The sequence below is a fragment of the Lentibacillus amyloliquefaciens genome, assembly GCF_001307805.1.
Taxonomy (GTDB): Bacteria; Bacillota; Bacilli; order Bacillales; family Amphibacillaceae; genus Lentibacillus; species Lentibacillus amyloliquefaciens.
In genome coordinates this window covers 218563-238573 of the sequence record NZ_CP013862.1, presented here as the reverse complement: position 1 = coordinate 238573, position 20011 = coordinate 218563, and the positions used below count along the sequence as shown (strand labels likewise).

Annotated in this window: 21 protein-coding genes; 11 read left to right on the top strand and 10 right to left on the bottom strand. The window is 41.5% G+C overall.

Going from position 1 to position 20011, the window contains the following annotated elements:
* Positions 1-15 precede the first annotated feature (15 nt).
* Both cydD and cydC read left to right on the top strand, forming a co-directional pair.
* On the top strand, positions 16-1749 hold the full coding sequence (gene cydD / locus AOX59_RS01175; protein WP_068440659.1) for a thiol reductant ABC exporter subunit CydD: 1734 nt from the start codon (positions 16-18) through the stop codon (positions 1747-1749).
* Positions 1746-3464, top strand: a complete 1719-nt coding sequence (gene cydC / locus AOX59_RS01170) for a thiol reductant ABC exporter subunit CydC (protein WP_068440657.1) — start codon at positions 1746-1748, stop codon at positions 3462-3464. The genes cydD and cydC overlap by 4 nt, the downstream gene beginning before the upstream one ends.
* A gap of 450 nt (positions 3465-3914) precedes the next feature.
* On the opposite strand, the gene AOX59_RS01165 is transcribed toward cydC, so the two are convergent.
* The 3 genes from AOX59_RS01165 to AOX59_RS01155 all read right to left on the bottom strand — a co-directional run bounded on the left by AOX59_RS01165 (position 3915) and on the right by AOX59_RS01155 (position 8115).
* Positions 3915-5750 carry an ABC transporter ATP-binding protein gene (locus AOX59_RS01165; RefSeq protein WP_068440654.1) on the bottom strand — a complete coding sequence of 612 codons (1836 nt, stop codon included), beginning with the start codon at positions 5748-5750 and terminating at the stop codon, positions 3915-3917.
* Between the two features lie 15 nt (positions 5751-5765).
* A complete protein-coding gene (locus tag AOX59_RS01160; protein WP_068440650.1) occupies positions 5766-7514 on the bottom strand; it encodes an ABC transporter ATP-binding protein in 1749 nt (582 codons plus the stop codon).
* Between the two features lie 151 nt (positions 7515-7665).
* The gene (locus AOX59_RS01155; protein ID WP_068440647.1) at positions 7666-8115 is read right to left on the bottom strand and encodes a redoxin domain-containing protein; all 450 of its coding nucleotides are present in this window, start codon (positions 8113-8115) and stop codon (positions 7666-7668) included.
* Positions 8116-8277: 162 nt separating this feature from the next.
* Here AOX59_RS01155 and AOX59_RS01150 point away from each other — a divergent pair, with 162 nt between their 5' ends.
* Positions 8278-9111, top strand: coding sequence for a mechanosensitive ion channel family protein (locus tag AOX59_RS01150; RefSeq protein WP_068440645.1), 834 nt, complete (start codon positions 8278-8280; stop codon positions 9109-9111).
* A gap of 155 nt (positions 9112-9266) precedes the next feature.
* Here the strand turns inward: AOX59_RS01150 and AOX59_RS01145 are convergent, their stop codons facing one another.
* The 3 genes from AOX59_RS01145 to fadH form a co-directional block, all read right to left on the bottom strand.
* Entirely contained in the window at positions 9267-9518 is a 252-nt protein-coding gene (locus AOX59_RS01145; RefSeq protein WP_068440641.1) for a YkuS family protein, read from the bottom strand.
* Between the two features lie 104 nt (positions 9519-9622).
* Positions 9623-10072 (bottom strand): cyclic-di-AMP-binding protein CbpB, encoded by a 450-nt coding sequence (gene cbpB, locus AOX59_RS01140; protein ID WP_068440638.1) that lies wholly within the window; start codon positions 10070-10072, stop codon positions 9623-9625.
* Positions 10073-10657: 585 nt separating this feature from the next.
* Positions 10658-11425: a 2,4-dienoyl-CoA reductase gene (gene fadH, locus AOX59_RS01135; RefSeq protein WP_068440635.1), complete on the bottom strand. Its 768-nt coding sequence runs from the start codon at positions 11423-11425 to the stop codon at positions 10658-10660.
* A 176-nt stretch (positions 11426-11601) separates the two neighbouring features.
* On the opposite strand from fadH, the gene AOX59_RS01130 reads away from it, so the two are divergent.
* The 4 genes from AOX59_RS01130 to AOX59_RS01115 all read left to right on the top strand — a co-directional run bounded on the left by AOX59_RS01130 (position 11602) and on the right by AOX59_RS01115 (position 14038).
* Positions 11602-12459 (top strand): metallophosphoesterase, encoded by an 858-nt coding sequence (locus tag AOX59_RS01130; protein WP_068440632.1) that lies wholly within the window; start codon positions 11602-11604, stop codon positions 12457-12459.
* Positions 12460-12558: 99 nt separating this feature from the next.
* A complete protein-coding gene (locus AOX59_RS01125) occupies positions 12559-13140 on the top strand; it encodes an SCO family protein (RefSeq protein ID WP_335338767.1) in 582 nt (193 codons plus the stop codon).
* A 110-nt stretch (positions 13141-13250) separates the two neighbouring features.
* Positions 13251-13739 (top strand): YkyB family protein, encoded by a 489-nt coding sequence (locus AOX59_RS01120; RefSeq protein ID WP_068440624.1) that lies wholly within the window; start codon positions 13251-13253, stop codon positions 13737-13739.
* Between the two features lie 80 nt (positions 13740-13819).
* Positions 13820-14038, top strand: coding sequence for a hypothetical protein (locus AOX59_RS01115; protein WP_068440622.1), 219 nt, complete (start codon positions 13820-13822; stop codon positions 14036-14038).
* 18 nt (positions 14039-14056) lie between these two features.
* Here the strand turns inward: AOX59_RS01115 and AOX59_RS01110 are convergent, their stop codons facing one another.
* On the bottom strand, positions 14057-14392 hold the full coding sequence (locus AOX59_RS01110; protein ID WP_068440619.1) for a hypothetical protein: 336 nt from the start codon (positions 14390-14392) through the stop codon (positions 14057-14059).
* 109 nt (positions 14393-14501) lie between these two features.
* Between AOX59_RS01110 and AOX59_RS01105 the strand changes: the two genes are divergently transcribed.
* The gene (locus AOX59_RS01105; RefSeq protein WP_068440616.1) at positions 14502-15401 is read left to right on the top strand and encodes a DMT family transporter; all 900 of its coding nucleotides are present in this window, start codon (positions 14502-14504) and stop codon (positions 15399-15401) included.
* Between the two features lie 213 nt (positions 15402-15614).
* Here AOX59_RS01105 and AOX59_RS19445 read toward each other — a convergent pair whose 3' ends face one another.
* Positions 15615-15767, bottom strand: a complete 153-nt coding sequence (locus AOX59_RS19445; protein WP_156418611.1) for an FbpB family small basic protein — start codon at positions 15765-15767, stop codon at positions 15615-15617.
* Positions 15768-16112: 345 nt separating this feature from the next.
* Positions 16113-16271: a Spo0E family sporulation regulatory protein-aspartic acid phosphatase gene (locus AOX59_RS01100; RefSeq protein ID WP_335338766.1), complete on the bottom strand. Its 159-nt coding sequence runs from the start codon at positions 16269-16271 to the stop codon at positions 16113-16115.
* 273 nt (positions 16272-16544) lie between these two features.
* Between AOX59_RS01100 and lepB the strand changes: the two genes are divergently transcribed.
* The 3 genes from lepB to AOX59_RS01085 all read left to right on the top strand — a co-directional run bounded on the left by lepB (position 16545) and on the right by AOX59_RS01085 (position 19796).
* Positions 16545-17069, top strand: a complete 525-nt coding sequence (lepB, locus tag AOX59_RS01095; protein WP_068440609.1) for a signal peptidase I — start codon at positions 16545-16547, stop codon at positions 17067-17069.
* Positions 17070-17457: 388 nt separating this feature from the next.
* Positions 17458-18633: a zinc-ribbon domain-containing protein gene (locus AOX59_RS01090; RefSeq protein WP_237049344.1), complete on the top strand. Its 1176-nt coding sequence runs from the start codon at positions 17458-17460 to the stop codon at positions 18631-18633.
* A gap of 26 nt (positions 18634-18659) precedes the next feature.
* The gene (locus AOX59_RS01085; RefSeq protein ID WP_068440603.1) at positions 18660-19796 is read left to right on the top strand and encodes a S1C family serine protease; all 1137 of its coding nucleotides are present in this window, start codon (positions 18660-18662) and stop codon (positions 19794-19796) included.
* Between the two features lie 53 nt (positions 19797-19849).
* Here the strand turns inward: AOX59_RS01085 and AOX59_RS19440 are convergent, their stop codons facing one another.
* On the bottom strand, positions 19850-20005 hold the full coding sequence (locus AOX59_RS19440; RefSeq protein ID WP_156418610.1) for a hypothetical protein: 156 nt from the start codon (positions 20003-20005) through the stop codon (positions 19850-19852).
* Between the last annotated feature and the right edge of the window lie 6 nt (positions 20006-20011).

Below are 20011 nucleotides of genomic sequence, written 5' to 3'. Positions count from 1 at the left end.
GGAGACTGAAATGCTATGAACAGCTTAAGAGAATTAACATTCCATTATAAACGTCCAATAGCCATCTTGTTCATCCTGTCTGTTATAACAGCAGCAGCCCTGATATTTCAGGGCTACTTCCTTGTTTCTGCTGTCGAATCAGTATTTCTGAAACAGGTGAATTTTTCAGGTATCATATGGGTGCTTATAGGGTTACTCGCTGCTTTATTGCTTCGAACCATCACCTCTTATGCGAATAGTCATATTGGGGTTAAAATGGCTGCAGATGTGAAAGCAAACTACCGGAAAGCTCTCTTGCATAAATTTAGAGACACCCCCATTAAACAATCAGCTCAAGGACAGTCCGGCGGAAAAATCAGTATACTGCTTGATTCAATCGATGAGATGGACAGCTATTTCAGTGAATATATCCCACAGCTCATCCAAACGTCGATTATCCCGCTGGTCATTTTAGTTATCGTGTTTACCCAGCATGTAAACACGGGGCTGATTATGATCATTACAGCCCCATTCATCCCGATTTTTATGATAATTATTGGCATGAGAACAAAGAAAAAATCAGAAGAACAGCAGGAAAAAATGACCGCATTTGCCGGTCATTTTCTTGATACACTGCAAGGGCTCACAACACTAAAATTGTTTTCCCGCGCAAAGGATAAACAAGACGCTCTGGAACGAAGCAGTCTGAACTTCCGTGATGCCACCATGGAGATTTTAAAAGTTGCGTTTATGTCATCGTTTATGCTGGAACTAATTTCAATGCTCAGTATTGGTCTTGTTGCGCTTGAGTTGGCCATTCAAATGATAATTTATGAACGGGTTACTTTCTTTACGGCTTTCTTTATATTAGTGCTTGTACCTGAATTTTATTCTTTCCTGAAGCAGCTTGGCAGTTCATTTCACAATGGGCGCACAAGCATGGGTGCAGCCAATAAAGTGATAGCAGCTTTAGAAGAGAAGGATCAGCCTGTTCAGTGGGGCGATCAAATGCTGTCTTCAAACAAAATGCCCCCAACCATTGATCTTGATACCGTCAGTTTCGAATATGGAGAAGGACAGTTTTCATTAAACCAAATTAGTACCAATCTTCCCAAATACGGACAGATTGCCATTGTAGGCAGAAGCGGATCAGGCAAAACGACACTGCTGCATTTAATCGCCGGCCTCCTTCCTGCTTCGAATGGAAAAATAACACTTAACGGAACACCGTTAACACACTACAGAGAACGCGACTGGTTTGATCAGTTGAGCTATATCTCTCAGCACCCCTATATTTTTTCAGGGACAATAGCGGAAAACATTGCCCTCGGAGGGGATCCTAACTCCAGCCGCGCGGAAATTGAACGGGCAGCTGAGGCAGCAGGTGTAGCTGAAATGGTGCAGTCACTTGAGGAAGGGTATGATACGCCAATCGGCGAGGGCGGCCGAGGACTTTCAGGCGGTGAAATGCAGCGCTTGGCAATTGCCAGAGCTTTTTTGAAACAACCGGCTATCATTCTGTTTGATGAACCAACAACAGGGTTGGACCTTTATACAGAAGGCATTTTACAGCAATCCATTAAACAATTGGGAAAAGATGCGACGGTGATTACGGTTGCCCATCGGCTCCATACGATTAAACACGCTGATAAAATACTCTTTCTTGAAGATGGCATATTAATAGCAGAAGGCACCCACCAAAGGCTGATTGACCATATTCCGGAATACCGACAGATGGTCACCGTTCAGCAAGGAGGGAAGGCGGAATGAAAGATTTGATGGTGATTATCAGGCTAATGATGATTGAGAAGAAAGATATACTTCTTTCAATTCTGTTCGGTTTTATCGCAGGCATTACCGCTGTCGGACTATTTGCGGCAAGCGGCTACTTGATCTCAAAAGCCGCATTGACGCCTCCTTTTTATACATTGATTGTTATAACGTCAACGGTTAAGCTTCTCGGGGTCACCAAAGCGATCGCACGTTATGCTGAACGCTACTTTTCCCACAGAGCAACCTTTACGATTTTAAGCAATTTGCGGGTGACGTTTTTTAAAAAACTTGAACCGTTGGCACCGCAGATCTTTCATAAATACCGAAGCGGTGATCTTTTATCCCGTATTGTCGGTGATGTTGAAACACTGCAGAATTTCTTTTTAAGAGTCTTTTACCCGCCCATCGTATTGGCATTAGTATTTCTAAGCACGATCCTGTTTACGGCTTTCTTCTCATTTTATATCGCCCTTGTCCTTTTGGCGGGGCTTATACTGACAGGACTCGTCATCCCTGCATTGTTTGCATACAGACAAATGAAGATTGACAGCCAGGTGCGGTTTCAAAGAGGCACATTATCAACCGAAGCTACTGAGTTTCTGCATGGCTTTCGCGACCTGAAAATCTATCAGAAACTTAATGAAAAAGAACAAAAACTTATTCAGTCATCTGATGCCTATATTCGTGAGCAGAAAACGGAAAATATTAATAAGCTGTACAGCGAATCGGTCAATTCATTCGTAACATTGTTTATTTCCTGGTTAGTTCTGGCGCTGGGGAGCTATCTTGTCATCGAAGGACAGCTTGAGGGGATTTTGCTGGCGATGCTTGTGATGATTTCGCTGACAGTTTTTGAAGATGCCGCTCCAATGGCAGCTTTTCCTATTCACTATCAGGACAGTAAACGAGCACAAAAACGATTGTCCGGTGTCGTTGAAGATAGCAATGAAACAAACTTAAGCGAACATGAAATGGAGACATTGCAAGCGAACCATGCCATCCCAATCGTGATGGATGATGTTTCATTTACATTCCAGGACGAACTCCGGCCGGCGCTAAAAAATATTCACTTGACTATAGCACCCGGCACAAAGACCGCAATCGTCGGTCCAAGCGGCTCCGGTAAATCGACACTGATGCAGCTGCTGTTAAAAATGAGCATTAAAGACCATGGGAATATCCTGATTGACCATTTACCTGTTGAGCAAATTGAACAGGAATCGATTTGGCGTAACACAAATGTCGTTCTGCAGGAAAACCATTTCTTTTTTGGTACCATTCGAGACAACTTGCTGCTTGTTAAAGACAATTTAACTGACACGGACATGGCACAGGCATTGGAAAAAGTTGGGCTCAGTTCTTTTTCACTGGATGATGCTGTCTATGAAAAAGGAGAAAACCTCTCAGGCGGCGAAAAACAACGTCTGGCAATAACACGGGTGCTACTCAAAGATGCAAACCTATGGCTCCTTGATGAGCCGACATCTTCGGTAGATGCATTGACTGAGCAGATGATTTATAAGCATATGTTTGAACAAGCTAAAAATGATACGCTCATTCTGATCAGTCATCGGCTGACTAACCTGGATCAAATGGACCAGATTATCGTCATGGATCAAGGGAGTATCATCGAATCAGGCACATTTGAAAAACTGATGCAACAGAAAGGCTACCTGTATGAGATGAAACAGATTGAACAGGATATGTTGTAAGAGGCTTTTTTCTAAAAGATTATTGCTTTTGACACAAAACCCATAAACTGCACAACAGTGACAGTGTTGATTTCCGCTGCGGGCAGTCGCGCACCTTAGGGCAACGCTTCAGCTTCCTCGGAAGCAAAAATCGCTTCCTGCTCAGATTCAGCTGCCCGTTTTCCCGCAGGAGTCGACTGCCCTCCGCTCCAATCAATGCCATGTTAGCGAAGGAAATATACGAAGACTCCAGCGGGACGGGAGGTATCGGTGAGACCCCGCAGAACGGAGTTCGAGGAGGCTCACCAACCGCCCGCGGAAAGCGGAGTGTATTTCCGAAGCGGTCTCATTGAATCAAACATTTATTATAGTACTTCGCACTTTATATCAACTGCGAGGATTAAAGAGCAACAATATTTATGAAAGGATTCTATAAGAAAACTGAAAGCGGCTGCTTTCAGTTTTCTTAATCTACATCGCATCAAGCATCTGAAATTGTGATTTCACCAGTTCAAAATATTCGCCTTGCTGGTTCATCAGTTCATCGTGATTCCCGTTCTCCAATATTTTACCGTTCTCAAGTACAAAGATATTATCCGACTCTCTGATTGTTGACAGGCGGTGTGCAATCATGATCGCCGTCCTCCCTTTCAGCAGCCTTTTTAATGCTGTCTGGATTTTTACTTCAGTTTCCGTATCGATACTGGCGGTTGCTTCATCCAAAATTAAAATCTTCGGATCTGCGAGTAATGCCCTGGCAAATGATAATAATTGACGTTCACCTGCTGATAGAATGTTGCCGCGTTCTTCCACTTCGGTTTCATAGCCATTCGCCAGACGCTGTATGAAATCATCAGCACCAACGACCTTTGCCGCTTCCATCACTTCCTCATCTGTGGCATCAGGACGGCCAAAACGAATGTTTTCCATAATGTTGCCGGAAAAAATAAATGTGTCCTGCAACACAACACTAATCTGACTTCGTAAACTTTGCAGCCTGACATCCCGCACGTCATGCCCATCAATCTTAACGGCCCCTTTTGTCGGGTCATAAAAACGGCTGATCAGATTGGCAATCGTCGACTTCCCGCTTCCGGTATGTCCTACCAGCGCTACCGTCTGCCCCGCTTGAATGCTCAGCGATATGTCATGCAGAGCCGTCCGTTCTGTATCATACGAAAATTTTACGTGATCAAACGCAATGTGACCCTTCATCTCAGGCAAATCAACGCCATCCCTTTTATCGACTACATTCGGTTCTTCATCCAAAAACTCAAAAATACGCTCTGATGCAGACATCGCCATCAGCAGCTGATTGTACATTTGCCCGAGTCGTGAGATCGGTTCCCAAAACATGCCCACATAAAATCCAAACGACACGAAAGTTCCGATGGCTATGCCCCCATTTGCCTCGCCCAGCAAAATAAGATAGGCGCCATACGCTATCAGAATAATAGTGCCAAGCGCGTTGCTCATTTCAACAAACGGCCCGAACATTGCACTCTTTTTCGTTGCAATGCGCCAGCTCTTGAAGTTATCGGTATTCACCCCGTCAAAATATTCTTCATTCGCCGTTTCCTGTGAGAAAGATTGAGTGATTCGAATCCCTTGAATGCTCTCATTCAAATGTGAATTCATACGGGATTGCTGAATACGCACATCCTGCCATGAACGCCGGATATTTCGTCTGAGCTTGGTTGAAATGTAGAACATAATCGGAAGAATAACCATAATGGCCAGTGCCAGCTTCGGACTCAGCACCAATAAGATAACAATGATTCCAATCAGTGTAACAATATCCATCAGCAGGTTAATAATCCCGTTTGTAAACAGTTCCTGCAGGGAGTTGGTATCATTCATAATCCGAACGATAATCGATCCGCCTGAACGTGAATCAAAAAACCGATGTGACAGACGCTGTATGTGTGAAAATAAATGCTGCCTGAGATCATAAATAACATTTTGCCCCAATATATTGACCCATTTTATACGAAAGGCATTGCCAATATAACTCAGCAGGTATAAAAGTCCAATACCAATGACCATATATGTGAGCATCGTCGTATCTTCATGGGCGATCACAATATCAAAAGCAACTTTCCCTATCAGAATCGGTACAATTAAACGGACCGCAGTTGAAACCATCATCGCTATAAAGGCACCGGGCAAGTATGTTTTGGAATATGGCTTCAAATATCTTAATAACCGCCACATTTGTTGCCAGTTGAATGGCTTTTCCACGGCGTGATCAACGGTATAGTAAAACCTTTTTAAATGCCGATTTTCATGTGTTTTCTTATTTGCCATGTGACTTCTTCCTTTCTATGTTGCCGGTTCCATAATATGCTCCCGGTCCTGATACTGAATATTATAGATGCGCTCATATGGTCCATTATGCTGCACTAATTCATCATGTGTGCCGCGTTCAACGATTTCGCCATCCTCCAGGACAAGAATTTCATCAGCATGTTTCAATGATGAAATGCGATGAGCAATAATGAAGGTGGTCCGCCCTCTCATAACTTCTTTTAAGGCTTGCTGGATTTTAAATTCCGTTTCCATATCAACAGCTGATGTCGCATCATCCAGCACTAATATACTTGGGTTGATGCAGATTGCCCTTGCAATGGCTATGCGCTGCTTTTGTCCGCCGGAAAGTCCCATTCCGCGTTCTCCAAGCATCGTGTCATAGCCCATCGGCATTTCCATAATAAAATCATGTGCCTGAGCTCGTTTGGCTGCATCGATAATTTCCTCTTCCGGTATTTCCGGATTGCCATAGCGGATGTTTTCCCTGATGGTGGTTGAGAACAAAAAAGATTCCTGCAACACGAATCCAACGTGTTTACGAAGAGTTGTCAGCTTATAATCGGCAACAGGCCTCCCGTCCACCAGAACCTCGCCTTTTTCAGGTTCATAAAAACGCGGAATCAGTTGCGTAATACTTGTTTTGCCTGACCCGGTTGCACCGCTTAGACCGATGACTGTTCCCGGTGGTGCATCGAACATGACATGTTTAAGTGCTTTATCATCATCTTCAATATACGTCAATGTCACATCTTTGAAGGTGACATGGCCAGCGATTGCTGTATCAATTGCCCCTTCTTTCTCCCGTACATCCTCTATTGCTTCAAGCACTTCCAGGAGCCTTTCCCCCGATGCTTTTGCTTGTGAAAACATATTGATGACAAATCCCAAGTTCATCAGCGGGCCCATGATATACCATACGAGACTGAAGAAGGCGACAAGTGCACCCAAACTAAGATCGTCATTAATAACAAGAAAACCGCCATAAGCCAAAAGCAGCACGACACAGATATTTCCAATGAATTCCATCACCGGGAAGTACTTTGCCCAAATACCTGAGGTGAATAAATAATTCTTTCTGTAATTATCATTGCTGTCAGAAAAACGGCCGACTTCAAAATCCTCTTTTGATAATGATTTCACTGTATTCATACCGCTAATATTTTCCTGCACCCGGGTGTTCAACCTGCCGAATGATTTGCGGATACCTCTGAAAGCCGGGTGAACCCGCTTATCAAATTTGTAAACAACGATGGCTAAAAATGGCATCGCCGCCATCGTAATTATGGCAAGCGGCAATGAATAATAAAACATAACCCCTAGACTGAATAGAATAAGCAGCGTTATTTCAATGAGATCAGAGATGCCAAATGAAAGGAAGTTGCGGAATCCTTCCACATCAGTTGTTTTACGGGACATCAGATCCCCAGTCCTTGCATTATCATAGTATTTAAACGACAAGACTTGAAGTTTTTCATATAATGCTTCCCGAAGCTTATAAACAGCTGTTATGCCAAACAAGTCCCCCATATACTGATGAAAAAATGAAGCAATTGCTTTTATAAGCATAATCAAAAAGAAGCCAATTGCAATATAAGGAATCAATGAATAACGTTCCTGCAGGACAACTTCATCAATCGTTAACTGCAGCACAATAGGGTAAACAACTGTAATGGCCACGACAAAAATCAGGAAAAATATTGACGTGAATAAGTATTTTTTATATGGCCAGTAAAATTGTTTAAGTTTTTTGAAAATAATCATTAGGTCTTCCTCCCCGATGTCTTTTCGTAATATCTAATATAACGGGTTCCGAAATAAATTACCATATGTTTTGCTGATTTTTTTAAAATTTTTAAATAAAAATGGGTGCAAAAAAAATCTGCCATCTCCGGCAGAAGCATGAACTTGCATTTTAACTTGTTTCTGTGATAATTTTGTTGATGCGTTTCTCTAGCATTTGCATACCACCATTTCCGGAATGTTTGTGCCTCAGCCTGCCCTTTTGATCAAATAAATAATATGCAGGAACATATCTGTTTTTAAATTGATTTGTCAGTTTATGATCATTATCGACAAGAATTGGCTGTGATATGTCGTGTTCTTTAGCAGCCCGGCGCACCGCTTCGAAATCCCGGTCGCGTTCTGTTCGTGGCATATGAAGGGCTATTATATTTAATCGACCGTCATAATTATTGCAGAATTCATTCACTTTAGGAATTGCTTTTTTGCATGTTTCACAGCTGACAGACCAAAAATAGATTAAGACCGGTATCTTTCCGCTCAGATCCATTTTTGATAAGAGCTTAGAGTTTATGCAACCCGTTCCTCCATCTAGCTCAGGCATATGATCTCTCAATCTCACATGTATAACCTCCATCTGTTTCGGTAAAATGGTTTCATTATTGTATATGCCCGAGGGGTTATTCCTGTAACTGAAAATCGTTAAGTTTAAGTTGAGAAAGAGAGGGTAAATTAGCATTGTCGGTTCGTGTCAAATTCAAAAGAAATTGGAAGGAGATTACATATGGACATTTTTGGCATTAATATTGATTTGGCCAGCTTAATGAGCAGTATCGTACCAGTTGTCTTACAAATTGGTTTAATGATTCTGGCATTTATTATTCTGGTCCCCATTGGCAAAAAAATAATCGAAAAGACGTTACGCAAAGCGGGGTCGAACCAAAAATTATCCCCATCAAGGGTTAAAACATTGGAAAAATTATTATTAAACGTTTTTTCCTATGTGATGTTTTTTGTGCTTATTTTAATGCTATTCGGCGTTCTTGGCATTCCACTTGGACCGCTCTTGGCAGGCGCAGGTATTATTGGACTGGCCATCGGCTTTGGTGCCCAGGGTCTTGTCAGTGATATTGTTACCGGTTTTTTTATTTTGCTGGAACGCCAGCTGGAAATTGATGACTATGCGACGACTGCGGGCTATGATGGCATTGTTGAAGAAATCGGGTTACGGACCACAAAAATCCGCAGTTTTGACGGAACATTGAATTATGTGCCAAACCGCTATATTGAAGGGGTTGCCAACCACACCCGCGGAAATATGCGTGCGCTTGTTGATATAAGCATCCAGCATAATGACAATATTGATAAGGCCATTACAGTGCTGGAGGAAGTCTGTGAAGGTTTCAAAGAAGATGAGCGCTTCAAAGAAGGCCCTGATGCAATTGGGGTGCAAAGTTTCGGCTCAACCGATATCGTGCTGCGTGTTGTCGGCCAGACTGAAAATGGTCTTCAGTGGGAGTGCGAACGAGCCATGCGGAAATCGATTAAAGAAGCCTTTAATCATGCTGGCATTGAAACGCCATTTCCACAGCAAGTTGCTGTACAGATGAAACAGTAAATAAAAAAGCTTCGGTTTGAATTCAAACCGAAGCTTTTTTTATAACCCAAGAAAGTATATCATTCTTTTTTAAAACTCGGCTGATTCGCCGATTTCTTTAATTCTGACTTCCGGATTCTGACCTCTGAAAAGAGGAGGTGGCAGCAGAATTTTTCTTATTGCTCTCTGTTTAACTTGTCTTGTACCATGTCACACACTTCCTGTGCGCTGAAGCCATTTGCATTTATGACAGGACCGGCAATACTTGCAGTTGACATTCCCATAACATCCTTATCCTGCCCGGTAATGACACAGCAATCACAATAGGCCGTATCATCTTCCGAGTGCAAATCAACGACATCATGGCCCATTTCAGCCAATCTTTCCTTCACATCGGTCATGGATCCTTCCACACCAATTCGCGCCATTTCCATACCTCCTTTGGTGCAAACCTTTATAATTTTAGGATTGCCCAAAGAATAAAGCAGTATGTAGGCTAAACACCTGAATTAGAAAGCACACTTCAGCAGAATTATGCATTTGTCTGGAAAGTATAGTAATCACGTTTCAATTGCTTTAATATAACTCTTCTCGTCAGAATACCGTCAAAATAGCCATCCTCACCCGCAACACATACAAAGGGATAATTAATGACTACCTTCAAGCCTTCCATAAATGAATCAGTCTTAGATAAAGCAGGAATATCCGGATTCATCGCTTCTTCCACTTTTATATCAGATAGCTTCTCCATTTCAAATCGTTCCAGTCCCAACACCGTATTTAAAATTCTCGTCTTGCCGATGGTTCCAACAAGCTTATAGGACGAATCCAATACGGGCACTGCTGAATATCCTGATTTCACAAGTATAAGCAGCGCATGCTCCAGTGGATTATTAACCTGGACGTGAGCCACCTTCTCTGAAGAAATCATCAAATCTTCAACTACAATATCTGTTAACTTCTTATCCTGTGTTGCACTCATATAAGACACTCCTTTTTAAGTCCCCAATCGTTAAGGAGTCAGTTATATATTGACTACTTATATAGTTTACCATAGAACAGGATCCGGAAACATCGTTTAACCCCGGATCCCTGTATATTTTTATAAACATTCATTTGCGAAAACTGTCTTCTAAAGGTTGTTCTTGGTTACAAAATCTATAAACTGCGAAGTATTTGCTATGTTGATTTCCGTTCCGGGCAGTCGCGCACCTTAGGGCAACGCTTCAGCCTCCTCGGAAGAAAACCGCTTCCTGCTCAGGTCTAAGTCGCCCGCTTTCCCGCAGGTGTCGACTGCCCTCCACTCCAATCAACATTCATAACTGAGGTTTAGTTAAGCACCAAAACAATGAGATTATAAAGCGCGGCGCCAGCGGAGGAAATACTCGACGACTCCTGCGGGACGGGAGGCATAGGTGAGACCCCGCAGTGCGACGAGCACGAGGAGGCTCACCAGCCGCCCTAAGGTGCGCGGCGTGTATTTCCGGAGCGGTCTCATAGCACTCAAACATTTTTTATAGTACTTCGCAGTTTACATCAACTGCACGCTTCTTTATTAACCGAAGTATTAAAACGGCTGTGAATTAAGCCATTGGCCTCCATCCATTGTGATGACTTCACCATTAATATATGCAGCTTTATCCGATAGTAAGAAGTATGCCAAGTCTGCAATCTCTTCCGGTTCACCCAATCGGTTCAATGGCACGGAATTAACGGTTCTTTCAGCCGCTTCTTGCGATTCGAACAATTTCCCTGCGCCGCCGGTCCGGTCAATTGGTCCGGGTGCGATGGCATTAACACGAATACCATATTTACTTCCCCATTCTACTGCCAAAGTACGCGACAGATTAAGCACGCCCGCTTTAGCAGCAGAAGAATGTGCAACACCCGCTCCGGCTCTCCAGGCATATGTCGCAACCATATTGAGAATCGAACCCTTAATGCCATTATTTATCCAATATTTACCGACTTCATGACTGCAATAAAAGGTCCCGTTCAATACAATATCAATAACAGCATTCCAGCCATTAATGGATAAGTCTTCAGCTGGTGCAATAAAATTCCCGGCAGCATTATTAACCAGATGATTAATCTTTCCAAACCGGTCAATTGTCTCTTTTACCATTCTTTCAACATCATCCGGTTTGCGGACATCCATCGAAATCGTATGTAGCTCACCTGCCGCTGTTTTTTCCATTTCTTCTTTTGTTAACTGCAGCCGGTCTTGATCACGGCCTGTTATAACCACATCAGCGCCTTCGTCAGCAAACTTTTTTGCCATATATTTGCCCATGCCGCTCGAAGCACCTGTTACAATAATCACTTGATTTTCCATTTCTTCTCCCCCTGTAAGCTGACCCTCTATCAACTATCATAATTTTTACTGACAAAAAAGTCAAAATATTTGCAGTTTATTTATAATCGGATTTTACTGTTCTTATATTTCACCCGATTTGAAAATAAGGTATTATAGAAACGTGGTGCTTATTATTTCTAAAGAGGTAGACATATATGAACAGACGCACATTTCTAAAGCGGTCGATCGGAAGTTTGCTTGCTTTTATCGGCCTAAGCGGCGGTACGTATTATTACGCGCGGGAAATAGAGCCGGATATGCTCGATATCAAACAAGAAGCGCTTATCTCAGGCAAAATTCCCGATGCATTCAATAACTTTAAAATCATACAGTTTTCAGATACACATGTAGGCTTTCACTACTCAACCAACCAGTTGGCAAAACTGATTCAAACGATTAACAACCATAATCCTGATTTAATTTTGTTTACCGGTGATTTGGTCGATGAACCTCACAACTACAATTGGGGAAATGATGATCTTGTTAAGCATCTTCAAAAGCTCCAGGCAAAACACGGTAAGCATTGGATTTATGGAAATCATGATCACGGCGGTTATGGAACGGATACAGTGAAAAAAGTTATGGACAACGCCGGTTTTAACCTGCTGCAAAACGAACATATTAAAATTGAAATTGATGGTAAACAAATTGTCCTGGCGGGGATTGATGACGTTATGCTTGGCAGTCCTGATCTGCAAACGACTTTAGCCGACGCCGATCCGGATTTATACACGATGCTTCTCTCGCATGAACCTGACTATGCCGATAACACCGTTCATTTTCCTGTTGATGTTCAGCTTTCGGGTCACAGTCATGGTGGCCAAGTACGCATGCCTGTTATTGGCCATTTGTATACCCCACGTTATGCAGAAAAATATGTCGAGGGCAAGCATACATTAGAAAACGGCAAACTGACACTTTATGTCAATCGCGGCATCGGCACGACACGGCTACCTTACAGGTTTTTATGCAAGCCGGAAATTCATGTCTTCACGCTAAAAGCTGAGCAGTAAGTGCAGATTCACTCCTACCGATTAATTTCGTAACAGTTTGTTCATAGTTTTTATCCGGCAACCATGCTAAAATCATTATAAGTACTTATTAGGAGGAAAATGATGGTCAAATTTATACGGTTATTCCTGCTATTAGCATTTTTATTATTTTTAGCGGCTTGCGGTGATCAATATAACGGTGATTTTTCATATAAAGTACAAGACTTTACATTTACGAACCAGGATGGCGAAGAAATAAGCAAAAGTGACCTTGATGGTAAATTTTGGGTCGTAGATTTCATTTTTACCAATTGTACAACGGTCTGCCCTCCAATGACGTCCAACATGGCTAGTTTGCAGGACCAATTGGATGAAGCCGGTCTGCAGGACGATGTTGAGCTTGTTTCATTCAGTGTCGATCCGGAACGTGATAAACCGGAAACATTAAAAGCTTATGCAGAAGCCCGCGGCGGCTCATTTGAAAATTGGAATTTGCTGACAGGCTATGACTTCGACACTATCAAGGAATTCTCGATTCAATCGTTTAAATCAGCGGTCGAACAGCTTCCTGATTCAGACCAGATCATGCATGGCACAAGCTTTTTCATCGTGAGTCCTGAAGGCAACGCCATCAAAAACTACGATGGCCGAAAAGCTGCTAATATGGAAAAAATAGTAGAAGATATTCAGGATATGATGTAATATGACAGAGTGGGTTTTTGCCCGCTCTGTTTTTAATTGAAATAGGACAGGCTATAAGGTACGATAGAAACACACAAAAAATTATTATAATAGAAAGGAGACTCAGCTGAATGCCTGAAAACGAATCAATTCCACTTGATGAGCTTGGCAAGGCGCTTTTCACCATTAACCGCCACGCAAAAACAGCTCCCGACCCCAAACATCTCTATTTTCTTAAAAAAGAAACAATCAACCGCTTATTAAAAGAAAAACGCGCCGAGAAAGTTGGCTTGCACTACTCAGACAATCCAAAGTTCAGCAACCAGCATTCGACGCTTTTAGTTAAAGTGGACACGTATTTTTTTCATATCCCTCCGACGAAAGACGACTTCAGAGAACTTAAGCATTTAGGCAAGCTGGATCAAAACTACCGGAACCCTTCAACAAAGATGTCACTTTCACAGGCTAAAAAACTGGTCTACCGCTACATAAACTGGCATCCGCCCAAAAGGGTTCAAAACAAACCTAACAGAAAAAAGTACAGGTCTTCCTACTTTACACCTTCATCTCTTGGAAAAATGGAATGGCCCCCGACCAAACCCAAAAGGAACTCACGTTAGAAGGCTCTTGACCCCATTTGCTTTCCGGTTTAATGAATGCCTGAAAGAGGGTAATACAATCACTAAAGGGAGGTATCGGTATGACCGTTGAAATGGAGAACTTTCTTTATGAACTTAAAAAACAGGCCATGCAGACTCATACGCTAAAAGACGCGTACGAATCACTGACCCCCGGTGAACAAGAAAAGATCAGCTCGTTAGCCCCTTCCACACAGGCAATGCCTACTGAACAAGCGAAAGTATTGTTTGAATGGTATGAAAAGATGCAGGACGAATATGGCGTAAAAGACGACGAATAATGCAGATGCGCGCACTTGTCATGCGCGCTTTATTTTTTTCTGAAAGACAAACTTAAGAAGATGCGCGATCACCAAACAACCGCCAAAGGCCGCGAGACTATGTAATGCAGCCTCAAGCAATTGCAGCTGAAAAATGGCCGTCAGAGCAATTCCTCCCATTAAGAATAAAAGGATGATAAAGCTGGTCATAACATAATTTAATAGTCTGATTGCTTGAGAAGTAATCAGCCAGATAATGACCGGGCGTATCAGATAATATGTAACGGCAGCTATCATGAACAACACAACATATGAAAAATCAATTTTCTCAACTAACGAAATCCCCCACTCATACACCGCTTGCCCATTCAGCATTTAATTCACCCCCATTTTTTCTTATTATTCAATATAAACAAATCAATTCTGTATTATACCCGGCTGCTCTTTGATATAATGACAATATTGTATGATTGGGGGGGTTCTCTTGAACAGGGCATTTATTTTTATTATACTTGGCGCCGCACTTTGGGGGACGATTAGCTGGTATGTCAAGAATTTGTACGCCTATGGTTTTACACCGATGGAAGTCGTGACACTTCGCGTATGGTCAGCAGCGATTTTAATCATTGTATTTTTATTGCTCGCTTCCCCAAACAAGCTAAAACTGAGCTCCTTTTCCGATCTGAAATATTTTATAGGGACAGGGATCTTCAGTATTGTCTTCTTTAATTTTTGTTTATTTACGGCGATTGATTTATCAACCATTCCGGCAGCGACTGCACTCTTATATACCGGTCCGGCATTTGTTACCGTGCTATCATTTTTATTGTTTCAGGAGCCATTAACAAAACCCAAGATCTCTGCCTTAGTTATAACGCTTATTGGCAGCGCGCTTGTAGTCGGGCTGATTCCCCTGGATCTGAACACGTTTCAGCTGGGAAGTATTTTATTCGGCTTGGGCTCAGGTTTTGGCTATGCCCTCTATAGTATTTTCAGTAAATTTGCGCTAAAAAAATATACCAGCTTAAGTATTACCGCTTATACTTTTATTGTGGCTGCCGTTTCATTAGTTCCTTTTTTCCCGTATGAGGAAAAGTTACCGCTGCTTTCAGATCCGGCTGTATTGTTTTACGCTGTAGGACTCGGTTTTCTGCCTACAGCATTTGCCTATATCATTTATACATACGGACTCAACCAGACAGAAGCATCCAAAGCTTCGATCCTGACAACGGTCGAGCCGGTTGTTGCAACATTGATCGGCGTGTTTATTTTTCAGGAGGCATTTTCCGGTGTACAGCTCTTGGGGATGGCATGCATTTTAGGTGCCGTTATCATAATCCAACTAAGCTCATGCCAAAAAAGAAGGGAAGCATTTTCACAATAAGTGATAGCCATCGCGCCACAACGTTTATGCTCGGTGTAAGTTCAATCACATAAGGTAAGTTGAAAACGATACATTCCAGCACATGCACTTGAAAATCATATACTGTTCAAACGACTTTAAATACCAATAAGAGAGGGGGCAATTCAGGATGCCCCTCTCTTTTCTTATTAAATCTGAAAATGGTTCCAAAATTCACTTTATGATATTATAGGGTTATCGTGATACAGAATCCATTTTATCAGAATCTTGACTGGTTTCTGTTTTATCAAGGCGCTGTTCAATTGGGTTGATTTTTAATTCATCTTCCCATAGTTCTTGTTTATTTTGCCTAACCAGTTCTTCAAAATTTTGAAATCTTGGTCGCATATTATACACTCCTTTGCTGTACTACTTATATTATACCACCTTTTACATATTTTTAATCGGAATTGTTTGAACATTTTTCAAACATTTTTCAAGAGCGTTTACTTTAATGCCAATTCAGATAAAAATGAAATCTCCAAATCATGGAAGTTACAGGTCCGGCATATGTTTTAACACAGTCTCAAGTGATTCGATGTTACCTGTCCTCTATTCGGACAAAATATATTGTGATACTAAACGGGAATTGATTTCAGTGCATACGGGGAAAGCTGCACTGTTATACGGAAGAGCTTTCGCTTTCATTTAGAAAGAGTTTAACCGGTGAAGGCAAAAATCATTCAGTCAACATTACTCAACTTTTTTCTGCCCATTCACTTGTTTCATAGATTCATAGAGGTTTAAAAGTTTATCAAGCTCTTGGCTTGTCGTAATTGCTTCATTACTGGTGAAGCCTTTGTCAAAAGCTATTTCTGTCATTTTATTTCGCAAAAATTCAATTCGATCCAAAAGCTTGTCTGCAGCACACATGTAGTTTAAAAAGCAACTCCCTTCGTCAATTTACATAACCATAGCACACTTCAACAAAACATGACAAGTTCCAGTGAATATTGCTGAAGAACCATTTCTTCTGAAGGAGATAAATATGTACTATAAACGAAATGAAGCTTATCGATTTTCATTCAACAAGCCAATAGAAGGAAAACTTATAAAACAAGAGGCATATAACGCGATAGCAACCGATGTCAGTTATCTTTGAGCAAACAAGAAAGGATGTCATCAATGGAAAAAACAAAAAAGAAAAATGGATGGGCTGAAATGATAAAAGTTGTTCTCATAGCCGTGGTGATAGCCTTTCTGCTGCGCTCTTTTGTGCTGGTCACGTCTGTCGTTGAAGGCGAGAGCATGGAGCCGACACTTGAAAACGGTGAAATTGTCCTTTTTAATAAATTCACTTATCTGTTTAATGATCCTGAACGCGGTGATATCGTCATCATCGACAGACGGCAGAAAAATTATGTAAAGCGGGTTATTGCCTTGCCTGGAGAAAACGTTGCAGTGGACAACGAGACGTTATATATTGATGGCGAGGAATACAAGCAAACATTCATTACTGGTGCCATACGCAACAACACCGGAGAAATCGGACCACTTGAAGTCCCTGAAAACAGTTATTTTGTAATGGGTGATAACAGGCAGCTAAGTAAAGACAGCAGGAATGGCCTCGGGTTTATAAGCGGAGAGAATATAACCGGAAAATCAGAGTTAATCATATTTCCATTAAACGAGTGGTCAATGACGAAGTGAAAAACAGGTCAGACTCAGCTAATTGCATGGCTGAGTCTTTTTAAATGTTATTCATTATCAAATATACAGTAGCCGATATTAAGTGCGAGCACTCCGAAACAAACAACGCCAAAAGCGATTTCCCATACCTCCATGAGTGTACCTCCTTACTGCATTTATGTACAAAACAATTATCTCTCTACCATCATACCAATTCCAACGTTTTAATTAAAGTGAAACTTCATCCTGAGGAATTGATTTTCATTCCTCAGAACAAGAACAAAAATGAAACTTTATCCCAAGAAATCCATGTTTATGGATAACAGTATACGGAAAATATCAAAAATATGATAAACTAATTATAATAATCGAACACAAACAACTTTTTTAACTTCAAGTGAAAGCAGGTATGACTATGCACCATTGTCCTTATTGCGGTACAGATGTACGTGAAAACGAGTCCTACTGTATTAAATGCGGAAAAAAATTACCTAAGGACATGTTTGAACGTCTCGAGTCCAAAAGTAAATTCAATAAATATTGGTACCTTCCCATAGCGGTTTTTGCTGTTATGATGCTCACAATAGGGATTTATTACATTTTCCAGCAGCATCAGACCACCGAGGCCAAGGATTTGTATAAAAAAGCTGAAGAAAGTGCTGTAGAAGAAAACTATCAAAAAGCAAGTAAGCACCTGAGTTCAGCTCTCGATATAAAGAGTTCTTTTTCCGAAGCCGGAACCTTGATGAGCTTTGTTCAGACCGCAATAGATATTGAAGACAAACAAGTAGGTCAAGCAGAACAGCATCTTGAAAAACAGGAATTCCAGAAAGCCTTGTCAATTATCAACGATGCTGAAAACAGACTAACGAATTATATCGGTGAAGCGGTCAATCCACTCATAAATAAACTGACAGACAAGCGAAGTGCCATTAAATTAGAGCAGCTCAGATATAGTCTGGAACAGGAACCCGGCATAAACGATTTAAAAACATTATTATGGGAAGCAGATGCAATCCAAACCGATGAAGCAAGCGAGGTCGCGGGTAATATCCGGAGCCAGATCGTCGACTACACGTTTTCCCAAGCAAGTGAGCAGCTGAATGAGAAACAATTCTCCGATGCCTTATTATTGGTGGAAGATGGCTTGAAATATGCACCGGAATCCGAAAAACTGCAAAGCCTGAAAACAACAATCGAAAAAGAAAAAGCTGCCTTCGAAACAGCTCAACAGCAAAGGATTGAGCAGGCAATCAATTCGGCTGAAGAAGAACGGAAATTAAATGAAAATGACGCGATAGAACTTGTTAATGCTAATGTCGAACGTAATGACCAGGGTGAAGTGGTCGTGAAAGGAAAAGTAAAAAGCGTCGCGACGATACCGATCAATTCCGTCCTTATCGAATATAATTTAATGAACGGTGATGAGACATTATTATCAAATGAAGTGTATGTCTATCCAGACACCCTCATTCCCGATGACACCGGCGAGTTCGAGTTCACCCACTTCGATATTGACCAAAAAGAAGAAGATATCAACATAAAAGTTGATCGAATCAGATGGTATACTGATCAGCAAGGATAAGAATTTTCCTCAGCGAGGTGAATGTATTGGACAAACAACTGCGCGGGCCATTAATCGTTTCAATAATCATTATCGCAGCCGGTATTGCCATTCTGGCTGTTCTGAACGATCAATGGCAGACAGACGCTGTTTCTATAAACAATCCGATGATAAACGAGGTTGAATCCGGCAATGAAACGCTGGACCTTAAGACAATCATTCATAATGCTGAAAAAAGTGTTGTTCAAATAGAGGGCCAAAACGAGCAAAACACGAAAACCGGATCCGGATTTATATACAACGGAAAAGGCGATATTATTACCAACGCACATGTCATAAAGAATGCAGATGTCATCAATGTCAGAACTGCCAATGGACATGTTTATCCTGCTGCAGTAATTGGTAAGGGTGAGGAAACCGATATAGCCGTTATCCGCGTACCACAGCTGGCAGATCAGAGCGCTTTAACATTGGAAGATGAGGAAAAAGCAGAAACGGGAGATGATGTTATTGCTCTCGGAAGTCCGCATGGTTTTCAAAACACCGTAACATTGGGTATTATATCCGGTACAGAGCGAAACTTTACAGTTGATGGCTTCAACTATGAAAATGCCTATCAAATATCTGCACAAATAACTGAGGGCAACAGTGGCGGGCCGCTAATCAACCGGGAGACCGGGAATGTTATCGGCGTTAATGCTGTAGGCACATCTGATGGAACGATCGGATTCAGCATTCCGTCAAATGACATTTATAAGCAAGTGACAACTTGGTCAAATGAAGCCAATAATGATCAGCTTAATTTTAAAAATACTGATGATATAACGAGTGCCGAGAATCCTGAAAAGCTGATTGAAGATGCTGAGTATGTGGCTGAATATTTTTTTGAAAGTATCAGTATCAGAGATTATGTCGGGGCTTACACACTGCTCGGAAGTGCAATGCAGTCTGCCGATTCCTACCCTGACTTCCGGGAAGGATATACACAGTATGTTGACTTTCAATATTCTGATTTAAAAAGCAATGTCACAGAAGACAATCAAGTTAAAATAACAGCTGAGGTTACTGCAGAAACAAAGCAGTCTGAAGAAGAAACTCAAAAGGAAGAGATAACATACAAGCTTACAATCGACCGTGAAAATGATCAATTAAAAATCATGAATATATCAACCGACAATGAATAACTAAAATGATTCTTCTGCTGCCTTCAGACTGCGATGCAGCACCGTGGGTCCTCTTAAACGCTGCACTTGCACTTAACGGGCTCACCAGTTTTTTTGCCGCACTGCTGCTCGATTGTTTCAATGCCCTCGGCAATGACTTTCACATCAAGCGAATGGTTCAGTTTTTCTAATATTTCATAGTGGATTGGCAATTTCATTTCCTTAAACATGGATTT

Excerpts from the sequence above, each read along its gene's own strand:
- cydD (WP_068440659.1), top strand. The coding sequence starts at position 16 with ATGAACAGCTTAAGAGAATTAACATTCCATTATAAACGTCCAATAGCC.
- cydC (WP_068440657.1), top strand. The coding sequence starts at position 1,746 with ATGAAAGATTTGATGGTGATTATCAGGCTAATGATGATTGAGAAGAAA.
- AOX59_RS01165 (WP_068440654.1), bottom strand. The coding sequence starts at position 5,750 with ATGGCAAATAAGAAAACACATGAAAATCGGCATTTAAAAAGGTTTTAC.
- AOX59_RS01160 (WP_068440650.1), bottom strand. The coding sequence starts at position 7,514 with ATGATTATTTTCAAAAAACTTAAACAATTTTACTGGCCATATAAAAAA.
- AOX59_RS01150 (WP_068440645.1), top strand. The coding sequence starts at position 8,278 with ATGGACATTTTTGGCATTAATATTGATTTGGCCAGCTTAATGAGCAGT.
- AOX59_RS01145 (WP_068440641.1), bottom strand. The coding sequence starts at position 9,518 with ATGGCGCGAATTGGTGTGGAAGGATCCATGACCGATGTGAAGGAAAGA.
- cbpB (WP_068440638.1), bottom strand. The coding sequence starts at position 10,072 with ATGAGTGCAACACAGGATAAGAAGTTAACAGATATTGTAGTTGAAGAT.
- fadH (WP_068440635.1), bottom strand. The coding sequence starts at position 11,425 with ATGGAAAATCAAGTGATTATTGTAACAGGTGCTTCGAGCGGCATGGGC.
- AOX59_RS01130 (WP_068440632.1), top strand. The coding sequence starts at position 11,602 with ATGAACAGACGCACATTTCTAAAGCGGTCGATCGGAAGTTTGCTTGCT.
- AOX59_RS01125 (WP_335338767.1), top strand. The coding sequence starts at position 12,559 with ATGATGGTCAAATTTATACGGTTATTCCTGCTATTAGCATTTTTATTA.
- AOX59_RS01120 (WP_068440624.1), top strand. The coding sequence starts at position 13,251 with ATGCCTGAAAACGAATCAATTCCACTTGATGAGCTTGGCAAGGCGCTT.
- AOX59_RS01115 (WP_068440622.1), top strand. The coding sequence starts at position 13,820 with ATGACCGTTGAAATGGAGAACTTTCTTTATGAACTTAAAAAACAGGCC.
- AOX59_RS01110 (WP_068440619.1), bottom strand. The coding sequence starts at position 14,392 with ATGCTGAATGGGCAAGCGGTGTATGAGTGGGGGATTTCGTTAGTTGAG.
- AOX59_RS19445 (WP_156418611.1), bottom strand. The coding sequence starts at position 15,767 with ATGCGACCAAGATTTCAAAATTTTGAAGAACTGGTTAGGCAAAATAAA.
- lepB (WP_068440609.1), top strand. The coding sequence starts at position 16,545 with ATGGAAAAAACAAAAAAGAAAAATGGATGGGCTGAAATGATAAAAGTT.
- AOX59_RS01090 (WP_237049344.1), top strand. The coding sequence starts at position 17,458 with ATGACTATGCACCATTGTCCTTATTGCGGTACAGATGTACGTGAAAAC.
- AOX59_RS19440 (WP_156418610.1), bottom strand. The coding sequence starts at position 20,005 with ATGTTTAAGGAAATGAAATTGCCAATCCACTATGAAATATTAGAAAAA.